The organism is Micromonospora sp. NPDC047521 (genome assembly GCF_055587305.1).
The window spans coordinates 103,349-123,838 of sequence record NZ_JBVJGN010000010.1 but is presented as its reverse complement, the minus strand read 5'-3'; the positions used below and the strand labels follow the sequence as shown (position 1 = coordinate 123,838).

Below are 20,490 nucleotides of genomic sequence, written 5' to 3'. Positions count from 1 at the left end.
GGTGCGATTGGACCGCTCGCTGACCGCCGGGGCCGGTAATACGGTCGGCCGCATGGTGGATCTGAAGCCTTACCGGGACGCGCTCGCGATGCCAGGATTGCGACCACTGCTGCTGGTCGCGATCCTGGCCCGGGTGCCGGTGGCGGCCACTGCCGTGGCGATCACGTTGCACGTACTCGATCTTGGCCACGGCTACCTCGCCGCCGGGCTCGTCGGGGCCGCGCTGACCGTCGGTTCGGCGCTCGGCGCCCCGCTGCTCGGCCGGCTGGTCGACCGGCGTGGCCTGCGGCGGATGCTGCTGCTGACCACGGTGGCCGAGGCGTTGTTCTGGGGTACGGCGCCGGTCCTGCCGTACCCGGCCCTGCTCGGCGCAGCCTTCGTCGGCGGACTGCTCACCCTCCCGGTCTTCTCCGTGGTCCGGCAGTCCATCGCCGCGCTGGTGCCGCCGGCCCGACGCCGTCAGGCGTACGCGCTGGACTCGATGTCGGTGGAACTCAGCTTCATGATCGGGCCGGCGGCGGCGGTGGCTCTGGCCACCACGGTCTCGCCCACCCTGGCCATGTACGCGGTCGGCGGCGGCATCGTGTTGACCGGACTCGCTCTGCTGGTGCTCAACCCGCCGACCCGGGCGCAGGACGAGGAGACGACGACTGAGCAGCCGCCGCCCCGTCGGCGGTGGCTGACCCCACGGCTGATCGGGCTGCTCGCCGGTGGGGCGGCCGGCACACTGGTGATCGCCGGCACCGATGTGACTGTGGTAGCGGTGCTGCGTGACGCCGGTCAGGTCGACTGGAGCGGCGTGGTGCTGGCGCTCTGGGCCTCGTACTCGTTGGTCGGCGGCTTCACCTACGGCGCGCTGTCCCGCCCGGTGTCGTCGGTGGGCCTTGCTGTGGTGCTTGGCCTGGTCACCATCCCGGCCGGTCTGGGCAGCGGCGAGTGGTGGCTGCTGGCGCTGGCGCTGCTGCCGTCCGGGGCGCTCACCGCGCCCACCGTGGCCGCCACCGCCGACGCGGTGAGCCGCCTGGTGCCGGCCAGCGCACGAGGTGAGGCGATGGGCCTGCACGGCTCGGCGATGACGGTGGGGGTGGCGCTCGGCGCCCCGCTGGCCGGCGCGGTGATCGACGCCTCCGCGCCGGCCTGGGGCTTCGCCGCGACGGGCCTCCTCGGCGCGCTCATCGCGCTGGCGGTGCTACCGACCGAGTTGCGTCACAGACGCTCCGACGCCGCCACAGCCACCAGCACCCCCACCGCCGCTTCCACTCCCGTCCGATCGTGATCTGAAGAAACATCAGGCACGTCGGGTACGGCGTTTTCGCCTGTTCTCTGACACCGGGTCGATCAGTCGTCCGACGTCCCGCGGCGGCGGCCGAACAGCATGGCCACCCCCATGGCCGCGGCGACGAGCACCAGGCCGGCCGCCGCGAACGGCCACCAACCGGCAGCCACCCCGCGTTCGGACGTCCCGTCGGCGGGCGCGGTCACCGCGACCGGGGCGGGCGCGGGCGGGGACTGCGCGGCCCGGGCCCGCACCGTCGCCGTGGCCTCGTTCCGGTACGGCTCCGGAGCCTTCACCGTCACCTTCCAGGCGCCGGCGGACAGCACCGGGCCGCTGCTGTAGAAGCCCTGCCCCTCGGGCTGCGGTTCCAGTTGCAGAGGGCCGACCTTCTGCCCGTCCGGGCCGGTGGCGGTGAGGACCAGCCGCACCAGCCTGTCGAGTCGACGGCCGTCGGCGTAGGTGGCCTGGATGGTGACCCCCTCGGCCCCGTCGCCGGCCACTGTCAGTTTGAGTTTGTCGGCCCGAGCGGCCGCCGGGGTCGCGGCGACCAGGGTCAGGGTCAGCCCCACGAACACTGCGGCGACCAGCTTGCGGATACCCGTCACGGACATCTCCCCACTACCGATGAGGGAGGCCCCTCCCCGACGCCGCGGCGCCGGGGAGGGGCCTCGTCGGATCAGAGCTGGCGACCGGGTGCCAGCCGGGTGGCGTCGCCACCGAGCCGCCCGGCGCCCTTGACCGGTTCGCCGTCGTTCGCCTTGACCCCGGCCTTACTGGCCGTGCCGCCAAGCCGGACGATCATGGCGTCCGCGTCCCGGACCAGGACGTCCCGGATCTCGGCCTCGGCCACAAGCGTGGCGTCGGTGGCGAGGTCCCGGAACTGGGTCAGCTGCTTGATCGCCTTGGCGTCGTTGCCGGCCGCCTCGGCCTGGCGGGCCGCGTCGAGCTTGGCCGTCAACTGCTTGTGCGCCTTTGCCGACAACCGCCCCGTCGCCTTGAACCGGTCCAGCAGGAACTGCATGTCCCGGAACGAGGTGGTGACGAAGAACCTGACGTTCGAGGTCGTCGTGTTGCCGGCCTTGTCGGTCGCGGTGACTGTCAACTCGTGCAGGCCGAGCGGCAGCTCGTACATGGCCTGCAGGGTGCCGCTGGCGTACGCCCTGCCGTCGAGCTGGCCGACCACGGACGCGATGCCCGAGGTGGGGTCGACGGCCTGCCAGGACACCCGGACGTCCTGGCTGTCACCGTAGAGCTGGCCGTCGGCGATCCCGGACACCAGCAGCGTCGGCTTCGTGCCGTCGATGCGCAGCACCGCCGACTTGAGCGTCTCGGCGTTGCCCGCCTTGTCGGTGGAGCGGTACAGCAGCTCGTGCTGCCCGTCACCGGTCACCTCGACGGGCGTCGTGTACGGCGTCCACGTGCCACCGTCCAGCGACCACTCCACCGACTTGACCCCGGAACCGGCGTCGGTCGACGTCAGCACGACCGGGATCGTCCCGTTGTGCCAGCCCGCGTCGTTCGCCGGAGCGAACGTCGCAGTGGTGACAGGCGCGGTGGCGTCGATCTTGACCGTGACGGTCTTCGTCGGCTCCACGTTGCCCGCCTTGTCGGTCGAGCGGAACCGCAGCTCGTGCTCGCCGTCCCCGCTGACCGCCACCGGGGCTGTGTAGTCAGTCCACGCGGTCGCCCCGTCCAGCTGGTACTGCGTACCTGCCAGACCGCTGCCGCCGGCCTCGTCGGCGGCGGTGAGGGTCACCGTCACCGGCCCGGTGTACCACCCCTCGGTCGGAGTGCCGGACACCGTCGCCGTGGTGACCGGCGCTGTCTCGTCGGCGACAGTCGTGCTCAACCGGAAGTAGTCGAACGCGACGGTCTTCGAGGCGGTCTGGTTGGCGCCGAGGGTGAACAGCCCGACCTTCGGGGTGGCACCCACCGCGCTGTTGGTGAGCGCCTCCAACGCGGTCCAGGTCGTGCCGTCGGCAGAGTACGACGCGGTGAACGTGTCACCGGTGCGGGCCAGCCGCAGGTGCCACACCGCCGAGGTGAGGCTTGTCGCCTCCGGCTGCGGGTTCTGCACCGTCCCGGCGATCTCGCTGCGGAACTCGATCCGCCGCGTCACCGCCTGGCCGGCCTGGTTGTCCGCGATGAAGTCGAACTTCAGGTAGTTGTCGTCGTCCGCCTGCACGAGCAGACCGGCCTGCTGGTACTGCTCGTTCAGCAGGCTGCCGTCGACAGTCGTCTCCAGGGTCCAGTCGCCGGACGGCGCGGTCTGGAGGATGAAGTTCTTCGGCCCGGTGTTGTCGGTGCCGTAGATGTCACCGTTGGGCACGTCGATCCGCAACGCGCCAGCGGTGACCCGGTAACCGGCGGGATCCTCCCGCACGATGGCGTCCCACCGGCACTTGTCCAGCGTGTCGCCGGTGAACTCGTCCGACGGGTCGACCGGGCCAGCCGGGGCGTCCGGCGTGACCTGGAACGAGTCGAACGCCGCGTCGACCACCGGAGCCTCGGTGCCGCCGTTGAGCGCGAACACCCCGATCCGCGGGTTAGTGATGCCGGCGAGCGCGGCCGACCGGCCGACCGGGGTGAACGTCTGCCCGTCGGCCGAGGCGGCGGCGGTCAGGTTCGTCCCGTCGCTGGTGATCCGCAGGTACACGGTGTCACCCGCCGGTGCGGCGGCGCTGTCGGCAGCGTCGTTGCGCGGCGTCGCGGCGGTCTCGGAGATGAACTCCACCCGCCGGCTGCCGTTGTACAGCAGGTCCAGCTTGGCGTAGTTGTCGTCGTCGCCGTACACCAGCAGACCGGCCTGCTGGTAGTTGGCCGTGACGGGGAGGGTGACCTTTGTGGTCATCTGCCACGCGCCGGTGGGCGCCGGCTGGAGCACCAGGTTGGTGGCGTCGTTGCGAGCGCCGTAGAGGTCACCCACGCCGGTGGGCAGCCGCAGCGCGCCGCCACTGAGCGAGTAGAGCTGGTTCTCCCGGATCACGCTGGTCCAGCGGGCCTTGTCGAGGGTGTTGCCGTTGAAGTCGTCCGAACGCGCCCCGAAGCAGGACGTGTCCGGAGCGTCGACCCGCACCGGCACCGTGGCGTACGACCTGGCGCCCTTGCTGTCGGTCACCGTGAGGGTGGCCGTGAACGTGCCCGGGCTGGTGTAGGTGTGGCTGGCGTCCAGGGTGGACGCCTTGCCGCCGTCGCCGAAGTCCCAGGCGTACGTCAGCGGGGTGTCGCCCTCGGCGTCGGTGGCCGTGCCGTCGAACGCCACGGTGACCGGCGCGGTGCCGGTCGCCGGGGTTGCGGTGGCGGTGACCACAGGCGGCGCGTTCTCGGTGACGCCCCGACCGACGAAGTCCATCCAGTTGACGTTGAACAGCGAACCCGCTCCGCCGTTCGGATCGCGGGCCACGAAGTACAGCGAACCGCTCGCGGCGCCGGTGACAGGTGCGCTCACGTCCGTGTACGTCTGCCACGCCCCGGTCGCCGGCACTGTCGCCGTGGCGACCACCGGTCCGTCGACCGCGCCCGCGCGGACCTCGATCCGACCACCGGCGGCGGCCGAGGCGGCCCGGAACCGGATCTCGGTGATGTTGAGCAGGTCCGCCGGGGCTACCGACCACCAGTCGCCGTCCTCGATGAACCCGATGTTCTGACCGCCGCCCGCGCTGTCGGCACCGGTCTCGCGCTGCACGCCGGGGTCGCCACCGCCGGTGCTCACCGGCGCACGACCGGTGGCGGTGAAGTACTCGGCCTGCTTCTGCTTCGGCTGGAGGATCTCGATCTGTCGGCCGGTCAGCGCGCCGGACCCGCCGGCACCACCCTCGTCGGTGTAGGTGGCCTCGAAGACCGCGAACACGTTCGCCTCGGCGCCGTGCCCGGAGGCGAGCGACGTCTGGACGGTGCCGGTGCAGCCCGTGTGCTGCTCCAGCGGGTGGGCGTGCTCGTCGTGACCGAGCAGCACCTGGAGGTTCACCCGGGCACAGTCGATCTGCCCGTCCTCCGGGTCGGTCACCTTGACCGTGTAGCGGACCTGGTCACCCCAGTTGAAGAACCCGCCGTCCGGCGGGAACTCGATCGTCACAGTCGGGGCCGTGTTGCCGACGGTGACCGGTACGTTCGCCACCGCCGTACGGCCCTTGGGGTTGGTGACGGTGAGCTGGGCGGTGTAGTTGCCCGCCGTGGCGTACGTGTGCGTCGGGTTCGCCTCGGTGGAGGTCTGCCCGTCGCCGAAGGCCCAGGCGTAGGTGAGCGTGCCACCGTCCGGGTCCCGGGATCCGGCGCTGGAGAAGGCCACGGTCAAGGGTGCCGGACCCGAGGTCGGGTTGGCGGACGCCGCCGCGATCGGCGCGCGGTCACCGGCGGTGTAGTCGATCCGGTAGACGCCCGAGTTGTCGTTGTTGCCGCCGAAGCCGCTGCCCCACTCGATCAGGTACAGCGCGCCGTCCGGGCCGAACTCGAAGTCCATCGGCCGGACCATCGTCATGCCGGCCAGCAACTGGTTGATGTCCACCAACGACTTGCCGTCGGCTGTCATCTGCATCGTGTACATCTTGTTCTGGTTCCACTCGCCGAGCAGCGCCTTGCCGTCGTAGTACGCCGGCCACTTGCGTGTCGAGTTGAGGTCCGCGTCGTAGCGGTAGACCGGGCCGCCCATCGGCGCGCCACCGCCGCCGATCTCCGGGTAACGCGCGTCACCGGCGTACCCGTAGTCGACGGTGGCCGGGACGACAGGCGGGAGGTTGGTCAGGCCGGTGTTGTTGGGCGAGTTGTTCACCGGGGCGGCGCAGTCGAACTTCGGACCGCTCGGGCCCGACGGGAACGTGTAGTCGTTGTACGCCTCGTTCGTGCCCGTGCAGTACGGCCAGCCGTAGTTGCCGGGAGTCACGACGTTCCACTCGACCAGACCCCGGGGGCCCCGGTTCGGGTTGTCGGCGTTGGCGTCCGGTCCGTAGTCCGCCACGTACAGCGTGTCTGTCTTCGGGTCGGTGCCGATCCGGAACGGGTTGCGGAAGCCCATCGCGTAGATCTCGGGACGGGTCTTCTCGGTGCCCGGCGCGAAGAGGTTGCCCGCCGGAACGGTGTACGTCCCGTCGTCCTCCGGGTGGATCCGGATCACCTTGCCGCGCAGGTCGTTGGTGTTCGCGGAGGTGCGCTGCGAGTCGTAGTCCTGGCGGCCCGGCCGCTCGTCGAGCGGCGCGTACGCGTTCGACTCGAACGGGTTGGTGTTGTCACCGGTGGCCAGGTACAGGTTGCCGGCGCTGTCGAACGCCATGCTGCCGCCGGCGTGGCAGCAGGTGTTGCGCTGGGTGTCCACCCGCAGCACCTGCTTCTCGCTGGCCAGGTCGATGGTGTCGCCGGTAACGGTGAACCGGGACAGCAGGTTCCGGGTGACGCCGTCGTTCGGCGCGTAGTACAGGTACACCCACTTGTTCGTGGCGAAGTCCGGGTCGAGCCGGATGCCGATCAGGCCGTCCTCGTTGCCGGTGAAGACGTCCAGGTCGACGGCCGTGACGGTGTTGCCGGTGTCCGGCTTGACGATCTGCACCCGACCGTCGCGCTCGATGTAGAAGACCCGCCCGTCGGGGGCGATGTCCAGTTCCATCGGGTTGCTGGTGTTGCTGTCCAGGGCGACCTTCTCGAAGTTCGAGGTCTTCGAGGCGCCGCAGTCGGCGTCGACCACGCCGGCCGCCGTCTGGATGCCACCGAGCAGGTGCTTGAGGAACTCGGGCTCGGCGTACGACTCGCGGGTGTGCCCACCGCCCGTGTACCAGGAGCGACCGCCGTCGAAGTCCTGGCACCAGGCGGTCGGGTGGTCGGCGCCCATCGCGCCCGCGCCCGGGGTGTAGCTCTTCTCGTCCAGGCTGGCCAGCACGTGCACGTCCGGCCGGGGGTTGGTCTGGAAGTTGTACCACTCGTCGAACCGGGACCAGCGGTCCGGAAGCTCGGCCGTCGACGGGTGGGCGTGGTCCTCCACCTTGACCGTGGCCTGCTGGTTCTGGGGGTGGTTGGCGAAGTACGCGCCGACCAGGTCGCCGTACCAGGCCCAGCTGTACTCGGTGTCCGAGGCGGCGTGGATGCCCACGTAACCGCCGCCGGCCTTCACGTACCGCTCGAAGGCGGCCTGCTGGTCGGCGTTGAGCACGTCGCCCGTGGTGGAGAGCCAGATCACCGCCTTGTACTTCGCCAGGTTGGCGTCGGTGAATACCGCGCCGTCCTCGGAGTTGTCCACTGTGAATCCGTTGGCGGCGCCCAGTTGTTGGATGGCGGCGACGCCTGTCGGGATGGAGTCGTGCCGGAAGCCTGCGGTCTTGGAGAAGACCAGCACCGAGTAGGGATCGGCGGCGGCGGCCTTCGGCACCTTCGGCGCCACCTGGGTCACCGGGGTCGCGGCTTGCGCGTCGCGCGGGGGGATCTGGGCGGCGGCGGGGGCCGCCTGCGCCGGGGACCCGAGCAGGGTCGTCGACGCGAGGGCCAGGGAGATGAGGGTCGCGGTGATGGGTTTTCGGGCACGACGAGAACGGGACACGCCGCCTCCAATGTCGCAGTGGACAGGAATACGCGGGGGCCGGCTCGCCGAAGACCGTCCCAGGTGGAGCCGGTCGGGGACACCGTGCCAGGGCGTCCACGCCGGCATTTTGTCGAATCGCTGAACAAATTAGTTCGCGGGGATCAATGTCCGGCAAGATGCCGGCGGGTAACGGTTCTGCAACAGGGGGCGACATTCCGAACAGGACCGGGAGAAAGCACCCTGTCGATTTGGCCGTAGCCGGCCGTCGGCCCCTCCCTTGGCAGGCCGGCGGATCTGTCGTACGGTGACACGCAAGTAACCCACGGGAGCCCGGTGTACCGGGCTGAGAGGGGGGCTGACAGCCCCCGACCGTCGAACCTGATCCGGGTAATGCCGGCGCAGGGAGGAGCGTTGCCGTGCCGTCCCTTGGACGACTGCATCTGATCACCGACACCCGGCCCGGGTGCGACCCCCTCGGCGTGGTCCGCGCCGCCCTCACGGAGGCCCGCGCCGACCTGGTGGTGCAGGTCCGCGTCGAGGACTACGTCACCGACCGCGAGGCGTACGAGCTGACCCGTGCGGTCCTGGCGCTGTGCACGCCGTACGGGGCGACCTGCCTGGTCAACGACCGCCTGCACGTGGCGCTCGCGGCCGGTGCCGCCGGTGGCCACGTCGGAGCCGACGACCTGCCGGTCATCGCCGCCCGACACGTGCTCGGCCCCACCGGCGTGCTGGGCGCCACCGCCCGCGAGCCGAGGAGCGCGGTCGACGCTGTCGTCGCCGGGGCCAACTACCTGGGCGTCGGGCCGTGCCACACCACAAGCACCAAAACGGGACTGCCCGACCCCATCGGCCCAGACGGGGTACGCGCGGTCGCCGACGCGGTCGACGTCCCGGTCATCGCGATCGGCGGGGTGACCGCCGCCCGGGTGCCGGCGCTGCTCGCCGCCGGGGCGTACGGGGTGGCGGTGGTCGGTGCGATCTCCACCGCCGCCGATCCGGCCCGCGCCACCGCCGAGCTGCTGCGGGCACTGGCGTGACAGGCGACGGCACCGCCGTCGACGTGGCGGTGGTGGGGGCCGGGCCGATCGGGCTGTCCGTCGCCTGGCGGTTGGCCGCCCGAGGGCTGCGGGTGGTGGTGCACGATCCGGCCTCCGGGTCGGGGGCCTCGGCGGTGGCCGCCGGCATGCTCTCCCCGGTCGCCGAGGCGTACTTCGGTGAGCGGCAGCTGACCGGGCTGCTGCTGGCGTCCGCCGCGCGTTGGCCGGCGTTCGCCGCCGAGCTGACCGAGGCGACAGGCGTCGAGTTCGGTTACCGGACCGAGGGCACCCTGCTGGTCGGCCTGACCGGTGACGACCTGGCCGAGGCACGGCGACTCTGGGCGTACCAGCAGGGCCTTGGTCTGCCGGTGACCCCGCTGCTGCCAAGCGGTCTGCGCGACCGCGAGCCGGCGCTCGCGCCGAGGGTGCGCGGCGGGGCGCTCGCGCCCACCGACCACCAGGTCGATCCCCGGCTGCTGGTGCCGGCCCTGCGCACGGCCGCGCAGCGGGCCGGCGCGGTGCTCGTGCCGCGACCGGTCCGCCGACTGTCCGACCTGGACGCACGTGTCACAGTGGTCGCCGCCGGCTGCGGCGCCGCCGCGCTCACCGGGCTGCCGGTGCGGCAGGTGAAGGGCCAGATCCTCCGGCTGCGCGCGCCGGGAGGCGTCGCGCCGGGCTTCCGGCACGTCATCCGGGGGTACGCCGACGGCGAGCAGGTGTACGTGGTGCCCCGCGCCGACGGCGAGGTGGTGCTCGGCGCGACGGTCGAGGAGCGCACGGACACCACAGTCACCGCCGGTGCCGTGCTGCGGCTGCTCCGCGCCGGCGTCGACCTGCTGCCCGAGCTGGCCGAGTACGACCTGGTCGAGGCCGCCGCGGGCCTGCGCCCCGGCACCCCCGACAACGCGCCTGTCCTCGGGCCGCTGCCCGGCCGGCCGGACGTGCTTGCCGCCACCGGGCACCACAGGCACGGCATCGTGCTCACCCCGGTCACCGCCGACCTGATCGCGGACCTGGTGCTCACCGGCGTACCCGATCCGCTGCTCGCGCCCTTCGGAGCGGACCGGTTCGCCGGCTTCGGACCTGATCGGACGATGGAGGGGGACCAGTGGAGTTGACTGTGAACGGGACCGGTCGCAGCGTGGCCGCTGGTACGTCGGTGGCCGACCTCGTCGGCGACATCGCCCCGCAGCACAGGGGAGTGGCGGTCGCCGTCAACGGCGAGGTGGTGCCCCGCGCCGGCTGGCCGGTCACTGTGCTGCGCGACGGTGACCGGGTCGAGGTGCTCACCGCCGCGCAGGGCGGGTGAGCGGCGTGACGTTCGAACTGGGTGGGGAGACGTTCGGGTCGCGGCTGATCCTCGGCACCGGCGGGGCCGCGAACCTGCACGTGCTGGAGCAGGCGATCCGCGTCTCCGGGACCGAGCTGGTCACCCTGGCCCTGCGCCGGGTCGACACCGCCCCCGGCACCGGCGGTGGGCTGCTGGACCTGCTGGACCGCTGCGGCGTTCGGCTGCTGCCGAACACCGCAGGCTGCCACACCGCGACCGAGGCGGTGAAGGTGGCCCGGCTGGCCCGGGACGCGTTCGACACGGACTGGGTCAAGCTGGAGGTGATCGGCGACGAGCGGACACTCCTGCCCGACGGGGTGGAGCTGCTGCGTGCCGCCGAGGAGCTCGTCGCCGACGGGTTCACCGTCCTGCCGTACACAAGCGACGATCCGGTGCTCGCCCGCCGGCTCGCCGACGTGGGCTGCGCCGCCGTGATGCCGGCCGGCTCCCCGATCGGTTCGGGGCTCGGCATCGGCAACCCCCACCACATCCGACTCATCCGCCAGAGCGTGGACGTGCCGGTGATCCTGGACGCCGGCATCGGCACCGCGTCCGACGCGGCCCTGGCCATGGAGCTGGGCTGCGACGCGGTGCTGCTGGCCAGCGCGGTCACCCGGGCCGCCGACCCGGTGGCGATGGCCACCGCGATGCGGTACGCGGTCGAGGCGGGCCGCCTGGCGGCGGGCGCCGGCCGGATCACCCGCCGCTTCCACGCTCTCGGATCCACCCCAGACGAGGGGAGACCGGACCTGTGACCGGGCCGGTGCCGTCGGGGGTCGTTCTGCTCACCGATCGGCTGGTTGCGCGGGGCCCGCTCGATCTGGTGGTGGCGGGGGCGGCAGCCGGGGGAGTGCGCTGGGTGGTGCTGCGGGAGAAGGACCTGCCCCGCGCCGAGCGTGCCGCACTCGCCGCCGGTCTGCGCGCGATCCTCGCCGACGTCGGCGGAACCCTCATCGTGGCCGGCCCGGACCCGCTCGGCGGCGACGCCGTCCACCTGCCCGCCGCCGGCCCGTACCCGCCGCCGCCCCACAGCCTGGTCGGCCGCTCCTGCCACAACGAAGCCGAACTGGCCCGCCTGACCACCGAGCACTACGCGACGGTCTCCCCGATCTGGCCAACGAACACGAAGCCCGGCTACGGCCCATCCCTGGGCGTTGCGGGGCTGCGCAGCCTGGTCGAGGTCAGCCCCGTGCCCCTGCTGGCGCTGGCCGGAGTGGAAACCCCGGACCAGGTAACCGCCTGCGTCGAGGCGGGAGCCGCCGGGGTGGCGGTGCTGGGCGCGCTCATGCGAGCCGAAGACCCCACCGAGACGGCGGCGGATCTGACCAGCGCCTTCCACGAGGCGGTCACCCCCAAGCCCTTAGAACCCGGCGCGGGGTCAGCCAGGTCCCCACGACGGGGGCTGCGGCCGACAGTGCCCACGCAGGGATCAAGCCTGACCGCCCGGAGTGGGCACTGTCGGCCGCAGCCCTCAACCGCAATCAAAGCTGAGGGAAAATGACCCCGCGAACACTGCTGACCATCGCCGGCTCAGACTCCGGCGGCGGCGCCGGAATCCAGGCCGACCTGAAGGTCTTCGCCGCGTTTGGCGCGTACGGCACCAGCGTCCTCACGGCGGTCACCGCGCAGAACACCACTGGTGTCGACGCCGTTCTGCCGTTGCCGCCGCGCACTGTCGCCGAACAGCTGGACAGCGTGCTCGGCGACTTCACTGTCGGCGCGGTCAAGACGGGAATGCTCGGCACACCCGCTGTCGCCGACGTGGTGGCCGAGGCGGCCCGGGACGGCCGGCTGCCGCACCTCGTCGTCGACCCGGTGCTGGTCGCCACGAGCGGCCACCGGCTCGGCGTGGTCGGCGCGGTGGAGCGGCTGCTGCCGTACGCCAGGGTGGCGACGCCTAACTGCGCGGAGGCCGCGGCCCTCACCGGACGCGACGTTGACGACGTGGCCGCGATGGTCGTGGCCGCCGAGGCGCTCGCGGCCGGCGGCCCGGAGTACGTCTTGGTCACCGGCGGTGACGTGGACGGCGACGAGGCCGTCGACGTGCTGTGCGGCGGTGGTGTCACCACCCTGCTGCGCGCCCCCCGGGTCGACACCCGGCACACCCACGGCACCGGGTGTTCTTTCTCGGCGGCGATCGCGGTGCGGCTCGCGCTCGGCGATCCGGTGCCGGCGGCCGTGGGGGCCGCCAAGGAGTACGTGCTTCGCGGGCTGACCGGCGCGCGGAGCTGGGAGCTGGGCGCGGGACGTGGGCCGCTGGACCACTTCGGCTGGTCCTCTTGATCACCAGGGAGGTTGTCGTGCAGGCACGAGGCAAGGTGTACGTCGAGGGTTCGCGGCCGGATGTGCGGGTGCCGTTCGCGGAGGTGGGGCTGACCGGGGACCTGCCGCCGGTGCGGCTCTACGACACGTCCGGCCCCGGATCGGACCCGGAGGTGGGGTTGCCCGCGTTGCGGGGGCCGTGGATCGCCGAGCGGGGCGACGTGGCCCCGGTACGCGGCGCGGGTACGCCGCTTGCCGGCGCGGACGGCCGTCGTCCGACGCAGCTCGCGTACGCGCGGGCCGGTGTGGTGACGCCGGAGATGGAGTTCGTGGCGATCCGGGAGAACGTCGACCCGGAGCTGGTCCGGACGGAGATCGCCGCCGGTCGGGCCGTGTTGCCGCTCAACGTCAACCACCCCGAGTGCGAGCCGGCGATCATCGGGAAGGCGTTCCTGGTCAAGGTGAACGCCAACATCGGTACGTCGGCGGTCAGCTCGTCGGTCGCCGAGGAGGTGGAGAAGCTGACCTGGGCCACCCGGTGGGGCGCGGACACCGTGATGGACCTGTCCACAGGCAAGCGGATCCACGAGACCCGGGAGGCGATCGTGCGCAACTCGCCGGTGCCGATCGGGACGGTGCCGATCTACCAGGCCCTGGAGAAGGTCGGCGGTGACCCGGTGAAGTTGAGCTGGGAGGTGTTCCGCGAGACGGTCGTCGAGCAGGCCGAGCAGGGCGTCGACTACATGACCGTGCACGCCGGGGTGCTGCTGCCGTACGTGCCGCTTGCCGTCGACCGGGTCACCGGAATCGTCTCCCGCGGCGGCTCGATCATGGCGGCCTGGTGCCTGGCGCACCACGAGGAGAACTTCCTCTACACCAACTTCGCCGAGCTGTGTTCGCTGCTCGCCAGGTACGACGTGACGTTCTCCCTCGGTGACGGCCTGCGTCCCGGTTCGATCGCGGACGCCAACGACGAGGCGCAGTTCGCCGAGCTGCGGACCCTCGGGGAGCTGACCAAGATTGCCTGGGAACACGACGTACAGGTGATGATCGAGGGTCCGGGTCACGTGCCCATGCACAAGATCAAGGAGAACGTGGACCTCCAGCAGGAGTGGTGCCACGAGGCCCCCTTCTACACGCTCGGCCCGCTGACCACCGACATCGCGCCCGCGTACGACCACATCACCTCGGCGATCGGGGCCGCGATGATCGGCATGTTCGGCACCGCGATGCTCTGCTACGTCACGCCCAAGGAGCACCTCGGCCTGCCCGACCGGGACGACGTGAAGGCGGGCGTGATCGCGTACAAGATCGCTGCCCACGCGGCGGACCTGGCCAAGGGACACCCCGGCGCGCAGGCGTGGGACGACGCGCTGTCGAAGGCGCGGTTCGAGTTCCGCTGGGAGGACCAGTTCAACCTCTCACTCGACCCGGAGACGGCACGCTCGTACCACGACGCGACGCTGCCCGCCGAGCCGGCGAAGACTGCCCACTTCTGCTCGATGTGCGGCCCGAAGTTCTGCTCCATGAAGATCACCCAGGAGCTCAAGGAGTACGCGGCGCGCGGCATGAAGGACAAGTCGGAGGAGTTCGTCTCCGGCGGGAGCCGGGTGTACCTGCCGCTCGCCTGATCCGCCCGTCCGTTGCCGGCCCGCCCTGTGTGCTCAGCGGGTCGGCAACGGCTCGGCCAGGAGGTCAGTCGCGGTGGTGCCGCCCGGTGGAACGCAGCGAGCGGCGACCGTTCTCCTGGTCCGGCTCGTTGTCGGCCACCGGCTTGCCCAGGCCGGCGACCCAGTCGACGAACTCCTCGTCCTGCGCCGGCAGCGGCTCCTCGGCGTCCGACACGGGCCGGGTCTCCTCGTCCGCCCGCGACCGGTTGCGGCGGAACAGTCCGCCGAGCCGGCCACGCCGGGCGGGCTGCTCCGACTCGTCCCCGGGCGCGGAATCGGCGTTCGCCGGGCGGTCTACCGCGGAATCAGCCTGCTCCGGCACGACCGGGGACGCCGGGACCGGCTCCGGTGCCACCTCCGGCTCGGACGTAGGCAGCCCACTGGCGCGGGTCGACGTACCTGTCGCGCGGCGCCAGCGCCCAGCCGCCCGGTCCAACGCGCTACGGCCGCCACCGCGCTCGGTCGAGGCGGTCGAACCCGCCGTCGGGTCGGTCTCCGCCCTGTCGCCTGGCGTCGTGTCGGTCGACGCTGCCATGTCGGTCGACGGCTTGCGGGAGGCGTCCGTCGGACCGTTATGCACGCCGGCCGGGCCAGGGCGTCTGGTGGTGTTGAACGCGTCCCAGCTCGTGGCCCGGCTCAGGTCCGGCATGGATGCCCGGTGGCGGGGGCGGGGCGTCCACTCGACCGGGTCCGAGCTGGTCTCGGCGTCCGGCACCGTCGACGCGGTGTCCTCGGCCGGCGCGGCTGTCGTACGCCCCGAGGTGACGGGCCAGGCCGGCGGGGTCGGCGTCCAGCGGTCCGGCTGCGTGTCGCCGGCGGACTCCGCGCCGAAGAGAGGCGCGGCGGAGCCGTCCTCGGTGCCGGTGCGGTCGGCGGCGGTACGGCGGCTGGTGACCGTTTCCCGTTCGGGCTCGGAGGCGGTGGCCCCGGCGGCCGTCGCGGACGTCGTCGCAGCTCCCTGGCCAGCCGCGTCGCGAGGCGTTTCGGGAGCGGCGGGGCTCTGCGGAGTGGCGGCCGGGGTGTCCAGGTCGCTGGGAGTGTCCGGGTCGGTCCGGGCACTGCGGCCGGCGGGACGGCCACCGTCGGTGGCGCTCGCGGACCGGGCGCCCTTCCTGGACCGTCCGGTGCCCGCGCCCGCAGCGGCGGCGGACGTGCCAGCGGCGTCGGCGGTCGACGCGGTGGCGTCGGCGGGCGATGCGGTGGCGCCGGTGTTCGACGGGGTGGCGTCGGTGGGCGTCGCGGTCGCTCCGGTTCCGGTGGGTGCCGGGACCGGGGCGGTCGGTACCGCCTCGGTGGTCGACGGCGTGCCGTCGGCGTCCAAGCCTGCGGTGGAGGGGGTGGACTTCGCCTTGCGGGTCCGGCGCGGCTTCGGTGCCGGCGTTGCCGCTGTGGCGTCACCGCCCGCCGCGCTCGTGCCGCCGCTGCTGCTCGTGCCGCCGCTGCTGCTCGTGCCGCCGTCACTGCTCGTACCGCCGTCACTGCTCGTGCCGTCCGTCGGGCTCGCGCCGGTCGTGCCCCGGTGGGTCGTGGCCTGGTCGTCGGCGTCCGTGCCGGTGTCCGCCCGCCCGGCGGCCGTGCCTTCGCTCGCCGACGGGCCCTCGGTCGGCGGAACCGTGCGGCCTGTGGTGCTCTCCAGCGGGCGGTCCGACAGGCCGGAGGCGAGCGACGCGTCCAGCCCGGCGAGGGGAGACGCGGCGGTGGGGTCCTGGTCCGATGCGTCGAGTTCGCCGGTCGGCGCGGTCACCCAGGTCGCGGCGGAGGGTCGGGGAGCGTCGGGGGTGGCCGGGCCGTGTTGGCCGCTCGCCGTCGTACCCGGCCAGTCCCAGTGCGCCGGAACGGTGCGCACCGCGGCGTCGGCGGTGTGCGGGTCGGGACCGGTCCGCCCCGTGACTGTGGGCTCGCCGGCGATGGTCCCGAGGCCGGTGCGCCCGGTGATGGACTCGTCCGACCGGTGGTCGGTGGCGTCGCGGTCGTCCGCCGGATCCGTCGACCTGGCACCGGGCAAGGCGGGACCGGCGGGCAGTGGACGCAGGATGGTGGTCGGCTCGATCACCTGGCTGTCGGTGCCGCGGGCGCGTACCGGCCAGCGCAGCAGCGCCGCCGCCGCCGCGCCGAGCGCGCCGGCGAGGACCGCGATCAGCGCGCCGTAGTAGGGGGTGGTCTGGTAGCGGTCCACCGCGTCACCGGGGCCGGCGGTCAGGTACGCGAAGGCCACCAGAACCGGGCCGGCCACGCCGGTGGTCCCGCTGATCAGGGGGACCTGGCCCCGCCAGCGGGAGAACCCGGCGGTCGCCGCGCCGGCGAGCAGCGCCGTGATCGGGAGCAGCACCAGCGACAGCCGCTGGGCGACGTCGTCGTCGAGCCAGCTCGGCTCCAGCACGCCGAGTCGCACAGTGGGCAGGGGGCCCGTGGTGCCGAGCGACGGCAGGACGGAGATCAGCGCCACCAGCCAGACCGCGCCTGCCACGGCCGCCATGTTCCAGCCCAGCTCGGGCCGGAGCAGGACGGCGATTGCCGCGCCCGCTCCGATGACCGCGCCGAGGATGGCGCAGATGCCCACCGCCCAGACCGGGTCGACCGAGATCAGCTCGGCGGCTCGGGCGGGTTGCATGCACAGCGGCGCGACGGCGGTGGCGCCGAGCGCGGCAGCGCCACCGATGGCCAGCTGCCGGCCGGTGCTGGCCGCCGGGGTGTCCCGGCGGGCCAGTCGCCCGGTCAGGACGGCGCCGGCGACGGCGGCGTTCGCGGCGAACCAGCCCACCCAGACGAGCTGGGCCGGCCACTGGTTGACGGTCGTGCCGGTGAAAGCGCCGGTGAGCCGGACGATGCCGAAGCCGTACGCGACACCGAGCTGACCGGCCCCGGCCAGCACGCTCACCCCGAGCGCCGTGAGCAGCAGTCTGCCCCAGGTCCGAAAGGCCATGTCCGGCACGTTACGCACCTGGTACACCGGATCGCCACCGGCGCGCCGCGCGGCGCGCCGGCCCGCGTCCGGCGGGTCTACTTGAGTTCGACCAGCCGGGCCAGGTAAGTCGTGTCTCCGACATTTGTGAGCATGTGCACTGCTCCCGGGTCCCGGTAGACCACTCCGCCGGTGGGCTCGTCGGCGTCGATCCGGGTGCCGTCGACGGTCTGTACGACGTTCTTCGCGCCCTCGATCGCCACCACGAGGTAGGGGTGGTCGTGCCGGTGCAGTGGCTGCCGCTCACCCGGCTCGAGCCGGATGTGCCAGACCCGGACCCGGTCGTTCTCGTACACGATCTCCTGGCCCACCGGCCCGAGTTCGGTTCCGTCGATCACGTTGGTCATCGTTCTCCGTCCAGTTGCGGGAGCACCTCGGCGGCGATCAGCTCAAGGTGGTCGAGGTCGGCGAGGTCGGTCATCCGCAGGTGCACGCGGGTGGCGCCGATCGCGGCGAACTCGCCGAGGCGCTGCACGAGCTGCGCGGGCGAACCGACCACCGGGTCCTCCGGCGGCAACGCGCTCTTCTCGTGCAGGGGAGCGGCACGCCGCTGCGCCTCCGCGTCGGTCCGGCCGATGGCCACCACGATCCCGGCGGAGAGCACGAGCGGCGCGCGCCCGGAGCCGGCCCGGTCCGCGCGGTCGCACGCCTCACGCACCCGGTCGTACGCCGTGGCGGTCTCCGCCACAGACTTGAACGGCATGTTGAACTCCGTGGCGTACCGGGCGGCCAGGTCGGGGGTGCGCTTGGGGCCGCGTCCACCCACGATGATCGGTGGCCCGGGCACCTGCACCGGTTTGGGCAGGGCGGGCGCGTCCACCAGCCGGTAGTGGTCGCCGGTGAAGCTGTACGTCTCGCCGGACGGCGTCGCCCACAGACCGGTGATCACCTCAAGCTGCTCGGCGAGCCTGTCGAAACGTTCACCGACGGCCGGGAACGGGATGCCGTACGAGGTGTGCTCGCGCTCGTACCAGCCGGCGCCGATGCCCAGCTCGACGCGGCCGCCGCTCATCTGGTCGACCTGCGCGACCATCACGGCCAGGGGGCCGGGCAGCCGGAAGGTGGCCGACGTCACAAGGGTGCCGAGGCGGATGCGTTCGGTCTCCCGGGCCAGCGCGGCGAGGGTCAGCCAGGCGTCGGTCGGGCCGGGCAGGCCGGGGTCGGCGCCCATCGACTGGTAGTGGTCGGCGCGCAGGAAGCCCTCGTAGCCGCCGTCCTCCACCAGCTTGGCGAAGCGGAGCTGGTCGTCGTAGGTGGCGCCGCGGTGCGGCTCGGTGAAGACCGACACCCGCATGGTCATCGCCCCTCCGCGCCGGCCGCGGCCGGCTGGTCGCGTTCCATCAACAGCTCGTGCAGGTCGGCGCTGACCTGGGCCACATCGGCCAGGTGGGCGTTGCGGCCCAGGGTGCGGGGCCGGGGGATGGTCACGTCGACGACCTTGCGGATCCGGCCGGGGCGGGGGCTCAGCACGACCACCCGGTCGGCGAGCAGCACCGCCTCGTCGATCGAGTGGGTGACGAAGACGATCGTCGGCTTGTTCTCCATGTGCACCCGCTGGAGTTCGCCGGAGAGTTCCTCCCGGGTGAGCGCGTCAAGCGCGGAGAACGGCTCGTCCATCAGCATCACCCGGGGCTCGCCGATCAGCGATCGGCACAGCGAGACGCGCTGCTGCATGCCGCCGGAGAGTTCGTGGGGCAGCCGCTTCTCGAAACCGGACAGGCCTGCGACGTCGAGCAGTTGCCGGGCGCGTTCGCGGTACTTGGCGCGGCTCCAGCCGAAGACCTCGACCGGCAGCAGGACGTTGTCGAGCACGCTGCGCCAGGGCAGCAGGGCCGGTTTCTGGAACAGCATGGCGATGTCGCGGCGGGGCCTGGTGATCGGCGTACCGGCCACGGTGATCTCGCCGGCGGTCAGCGGGAGCAGCCCGGCGATCAGCCGGAGCAGCGTGGACTTGCCGCAGCCCGACCGGCCGAGGACGGCGACGAACTCGCCGTCGGCGACGTCGAGGTCGATGCCGCGCAGCGCCTCCACGCGGCCGGACCGGCCCTCGAAGGTACGAGACACCCCGGACAGTCGGATCATCTCCGGCGGCCTCCGCTGAGTGGACGGTCAGGAATCCGACAAAGGCTAGCGGGCTCGCCGAGGTATCGCACCGTCCGGGGTGGTCGTCATGTTGTTTCCGTTCCGCAACCCGATACGCCTGGCGTCGCAACTGTGGGTTTCTCGTACGCTGTGCCCGCGAAGAGTCCCCTCACGATGGCGGTGCCGGCTTCCACCCCTCTCGCCGGTTCCGCCGCGACAACCCCCTCCGGTGGCCTGCCGGCCCCGGTCGGAAAGGACATGGTGCTACTGATGAGAAGGCTGACCCGTACGGTCGCTACGGCCGCGCTGGCCACTGCCCTCGCCCTCGTCTCCGCGTGCAGCAGCGGGTCGGATTCGGGTGACGACGACGCCAAGGGCGGCAGCGGCGGGGCACTGGAGAAGGTGACCTACCTCACCTCCTTCGGCAACTTCGGCCGTGACTCCTACGCCTGGGTGGCGAAGGAGAAGGGCTTCTTCAAGGAGGCCGGGTTCGACGTCGAGATCAAGGCTGGTCAGGGCACCGGTGGCGTCATCCAGACGGTCGTCGGCGGCCAGGCCGACTTCGGGCCGATCGACCTCACCGGCGGTCTGCTCCAGCTCGGCAACGGCCAGGCGAAGGACTTCGTCGCGGTGGCCGCGATCCAGCAGCGCACGATGGCCGGCATCGCCACCGTCGAGGGCAAGAACATCGCCTCCCCGAAGGACCTCGAGGGCAAGAAGCTCGCCGACACCCCCGGCTCCGTGGTCCGCAACCTGTTCCCGACGTACGCCCGGCTCGCCGGTGTGGACGCCAGCAAGGTGACCTGGGTCAACGGTGAGGCGCAGGCACTGATCGGCACGCTGGCCTCCGGCTCGGTCGACGGCATCGGCCAGTTCGTCGTCGGTCAGCCGACGATCGAGGCGGTGGCCAAGAAGAAGGCCGTCATGCTGCCGTACAGCAACGTGATGCAGGACCTCTACGGCAACGTGCTGATCACCTCCTCGAAGATCGCCAAGGAGAAGCCGGAGATGGTGAAGAAGTTCACCGCGGCGCTGCTCAAGGGCCTGGAGTACAGCCTGGCGAACCCGAAGGAGGCCGCCGACCTGCTGAAGAAGAACGTCGACGCCACCAACATCGCCTCCGCCGCCGCCGAGCTGGAGCTGATGGCCGCGTACGTCCGCTCCGGCAACTCGGGCACCGCCATCGGCACGCTCGACAGCGGCCGGGTCGCCAAGAGCATCGCGATCCTGCAGGGCGCGGGCGCGCTGAAGCAGAACATCACCCCCGAGCAGATCATCGACTTCAGCCTCGCGCCGAAGGCCTGATCGTCCGGTCGTCACCAGGGGGTACGTCCCGCCGCATCCGGTGGGACGTACCCCCGTCGCT

Annotated in this window: 15 protein-coding genes and 1 riboswitch; of the genes, 9 read left to right on the top strand and 6 right to left on the bottom strand. The window is 72.2% G+C overall.

All coding sequences use genetic code 11. From position 1 onward, the window contains the following. Positions 1 to 52 precede the first annotated feature (52 nt). Positions 53 to 1,276: an MFS transporter gene (locus ACZ6N8_RS21900; protein ID WP_466012317.1), complete on the top strand. Its 1,224-nt coding sequence runs from the start codon at positions 53 to 55 to the stop codon at positions 1,274 to 1,276. A 62-nt stretch (positions 1,277 to 1,338) separates the two neighbouring features. On the opposite strand, the gene ACZ6N8_RS21895 is transcribed toward ACZ6N8_RS21900, so the two are convergent. Continuing rightward, a complete protein-coding gene (locus tag ACZ6N8_RS21895) occupies positions 1,339 to 1,881 on the bottom strand; it encodes a hypothetical protein (RefSeq protein WP_466012315.1) in 543 nt (180 codons plus the stop codon). A gap of 71 nt (positions 1,882 to 1,952) precedes the next feature. After that, a complete protein-coding gene (locus tag ACZ6N8_RS21890; RefSeq protein ID WP_466012314.1) occupies positions 1,953 to 7,796 on the bottom strand; it encodes a ThuA domain-containing protein in 5,844 nt (1,947 codons plus the stop codon). 294 nt (positions 7,797 to 8,090) lie between these two features. Continuing rightward, a riboswitch (TPP riboswitch) is annotated at positions 8,091 to 8,200 on the top strand. Between ACZ6N8_RS21890 and thiE the strand changes: the two genes are divergently transcribed. The 7 genes from thiE to thiC all read left to right on the top strand — a co-directional run bounded on the left by thiE (position 8,195) and on the right by thiC (position 14,041). Then, complete coding sequence (gene thiE, locus ACZ6N8_RS21885; RefSeq protein ID WP_466012312.1) at positions 8,195 to 8,818, top strand: thiamine phosphate synthase; 624 nt, start codon at positions 8,195 to 8,197, stop codon at positions 8,816 to 8,818. Its footprint overlaps the riboswitch before it by 6 nt. Then, a complete protein-coding gene (gene thiO, locus ACZ6N8_RS21880) occupies positions 8,815 to 9,936 on the top strand; it encodes a glycine oxidase ThiO (protein WP_466012310.1) in 1,122 nt (373 codons plus the stop codon). Before thiE ends, thiO begins: the two co-directional genes overlap by 4 nt. Further along, a complete protein-coding gene (gene thiS, locus ACZ6N8_RS21875; protein ID WP_466012308.1) occupies positions 9,927 to 10,127 on the top strand; it encodes a sulfur carrier protein ThiS in 201 nt (66 codons plus the stop codon). Before thiO ends, thiS begins: the two co-directional genes overlap by 10 nt. Continuing rightward, on the top strand, positions 10,124 to 10,903 hold the full coding sequence (locus tag ACZ6N8_RS21870; protein WP_466012307.1) for a thiazole synthase: 780 nt from the start codon (positions 10,124 to 10,126) through the stop codon (positions 10,901 to 10,903). The genes thiS and ACZ6N8_RS21870 overlap by 4 nt, the downstream gene beginning before the upstream one ends. Then, on the top strand, positions 10,900 to 11,649 hold the full coding sequence (locus tag ACZ6N8_RS21865; RefSeq protein WP_466012306.1) for a thiamine phosphate synthase: 750 nt from the start codon (positions 10,900 to 10,902) through the stop codon (positions 11,647 to 11,649). Before ACZ6N8_RS21870 ends, ACZ6N8_RS21865 begins: the two co-directional genes overlap by 4 nt. Further along, the gene (thiD, locus tag ACZ6N8_RS21860) at positions 11,646 to 12,431 is read left to right on the top strand and encodes a bifunctional hydroxymethylpyrimidine kinase/phosphomethylpyrimidine kinase (protein WP_466012304.1); all 786 of its coding nucleotides are present in this window, start codon (positions 11,646 to 11,648) and stop codon (positions 12,429 to 12,431) included. The genes ACZ6N8_RS21865 and thiD overlap by 4 nt, the downstream gene beginning before the upstream one ends. 17 nt (positions 12,432 to 12,448) lie before the next feature. Then, positions 12,449 to 14,041: a phosphomethylpyrimidine synthase ThiC gene (gene thiC / locus ACZ6N8_RS21855; protein ID WP_466012302.1), complete on the top strand. Its 1,593-nt coding sequence runs from the start codon at positions 12,449 to 12,451 to the stop codon at positions 14,039 to 14,041. A 64-nt stretch (positions 14,042 to 14,105) separates the two neighbouring features. On the opposite strand, the gene ACZ6N8_RS21850 is transcribed toward thiC, so the two are convergent. The 4 genes from ACZ6N8_RS21850 to ACZ6N8_RS21835 form a co-directional block, all read right to left on the bottom strand. Next, a complete protein-coding gene (locus tag ACZ6N8_RS21850) occupies positions 14,106 to 17,003 on the bottom strand; it encodes a hypothetical protein (protein WP_466012300.1) in 2,898 nt (965 codons plus the stop codon). Between the two features lie 77 nt (positions 17,004 to 17,080). Continuing rightward, on the bottom strand, positions 17,081 to 17,389 hold the full coding sequence (locus tag ACZ6N8_RS21845; RefSeq protein ID WP_203177721.1) for a cupin domain-containing protein: 309 nt from the start codon (positions 17,387 to 17,389) through the stop codon (positions 17,081 to 17,083). Beyond that, positions 17,386 to 18,336, bottom strand: coding sequence for an LLM class F420-dependent oxidoreductase (locus ACZ6N8_RS21840; RefSeq protein ID WP_466012463.1), 951 nt, complete (start codon positions 18,334 to 18,336; stop codon positions 17,386 to 17,388). Before ACZ6N8_RS21840 ends, ACZ6N8_RS21845 begins: the two co-directional genes overlap by 4 nt. Before the next feature lie 2 nt (positions 18,337 to 18,338). Next, positions 18,339 to 19,124 (bottom strand): ABC transporter ATP-binding protein, encoded by a 786-nt coding sequence (locus tag ACZ6N8_RS21835; RefSeq protein WP_387115521.1) that lies wholly within the window; start codon positions 19,122 to 19,124, stop codon positions 18,339 to 18,341. Between the two features lie 270 nt (positions 19,125 to 19,394). Here ACZ6N8_RS21835 and ACZ6N8_RS21830 point away from each other — a divergent pair, with 270 nt between their 5' ends. Then, complete coding sequence (locus ACZ6N8_RS21830; RefSeq protein ID WP_364375525.1) at positions 19,395 to 20,429, top strand: ABC transporter substrate-binding protein; 1,035 nt, start codon at positions 19,395 to 19,397, stop codon at positions 20,427 to 20,429. Positions 20,430 to 20,490 lie beyond the last annotated feature (61 nt).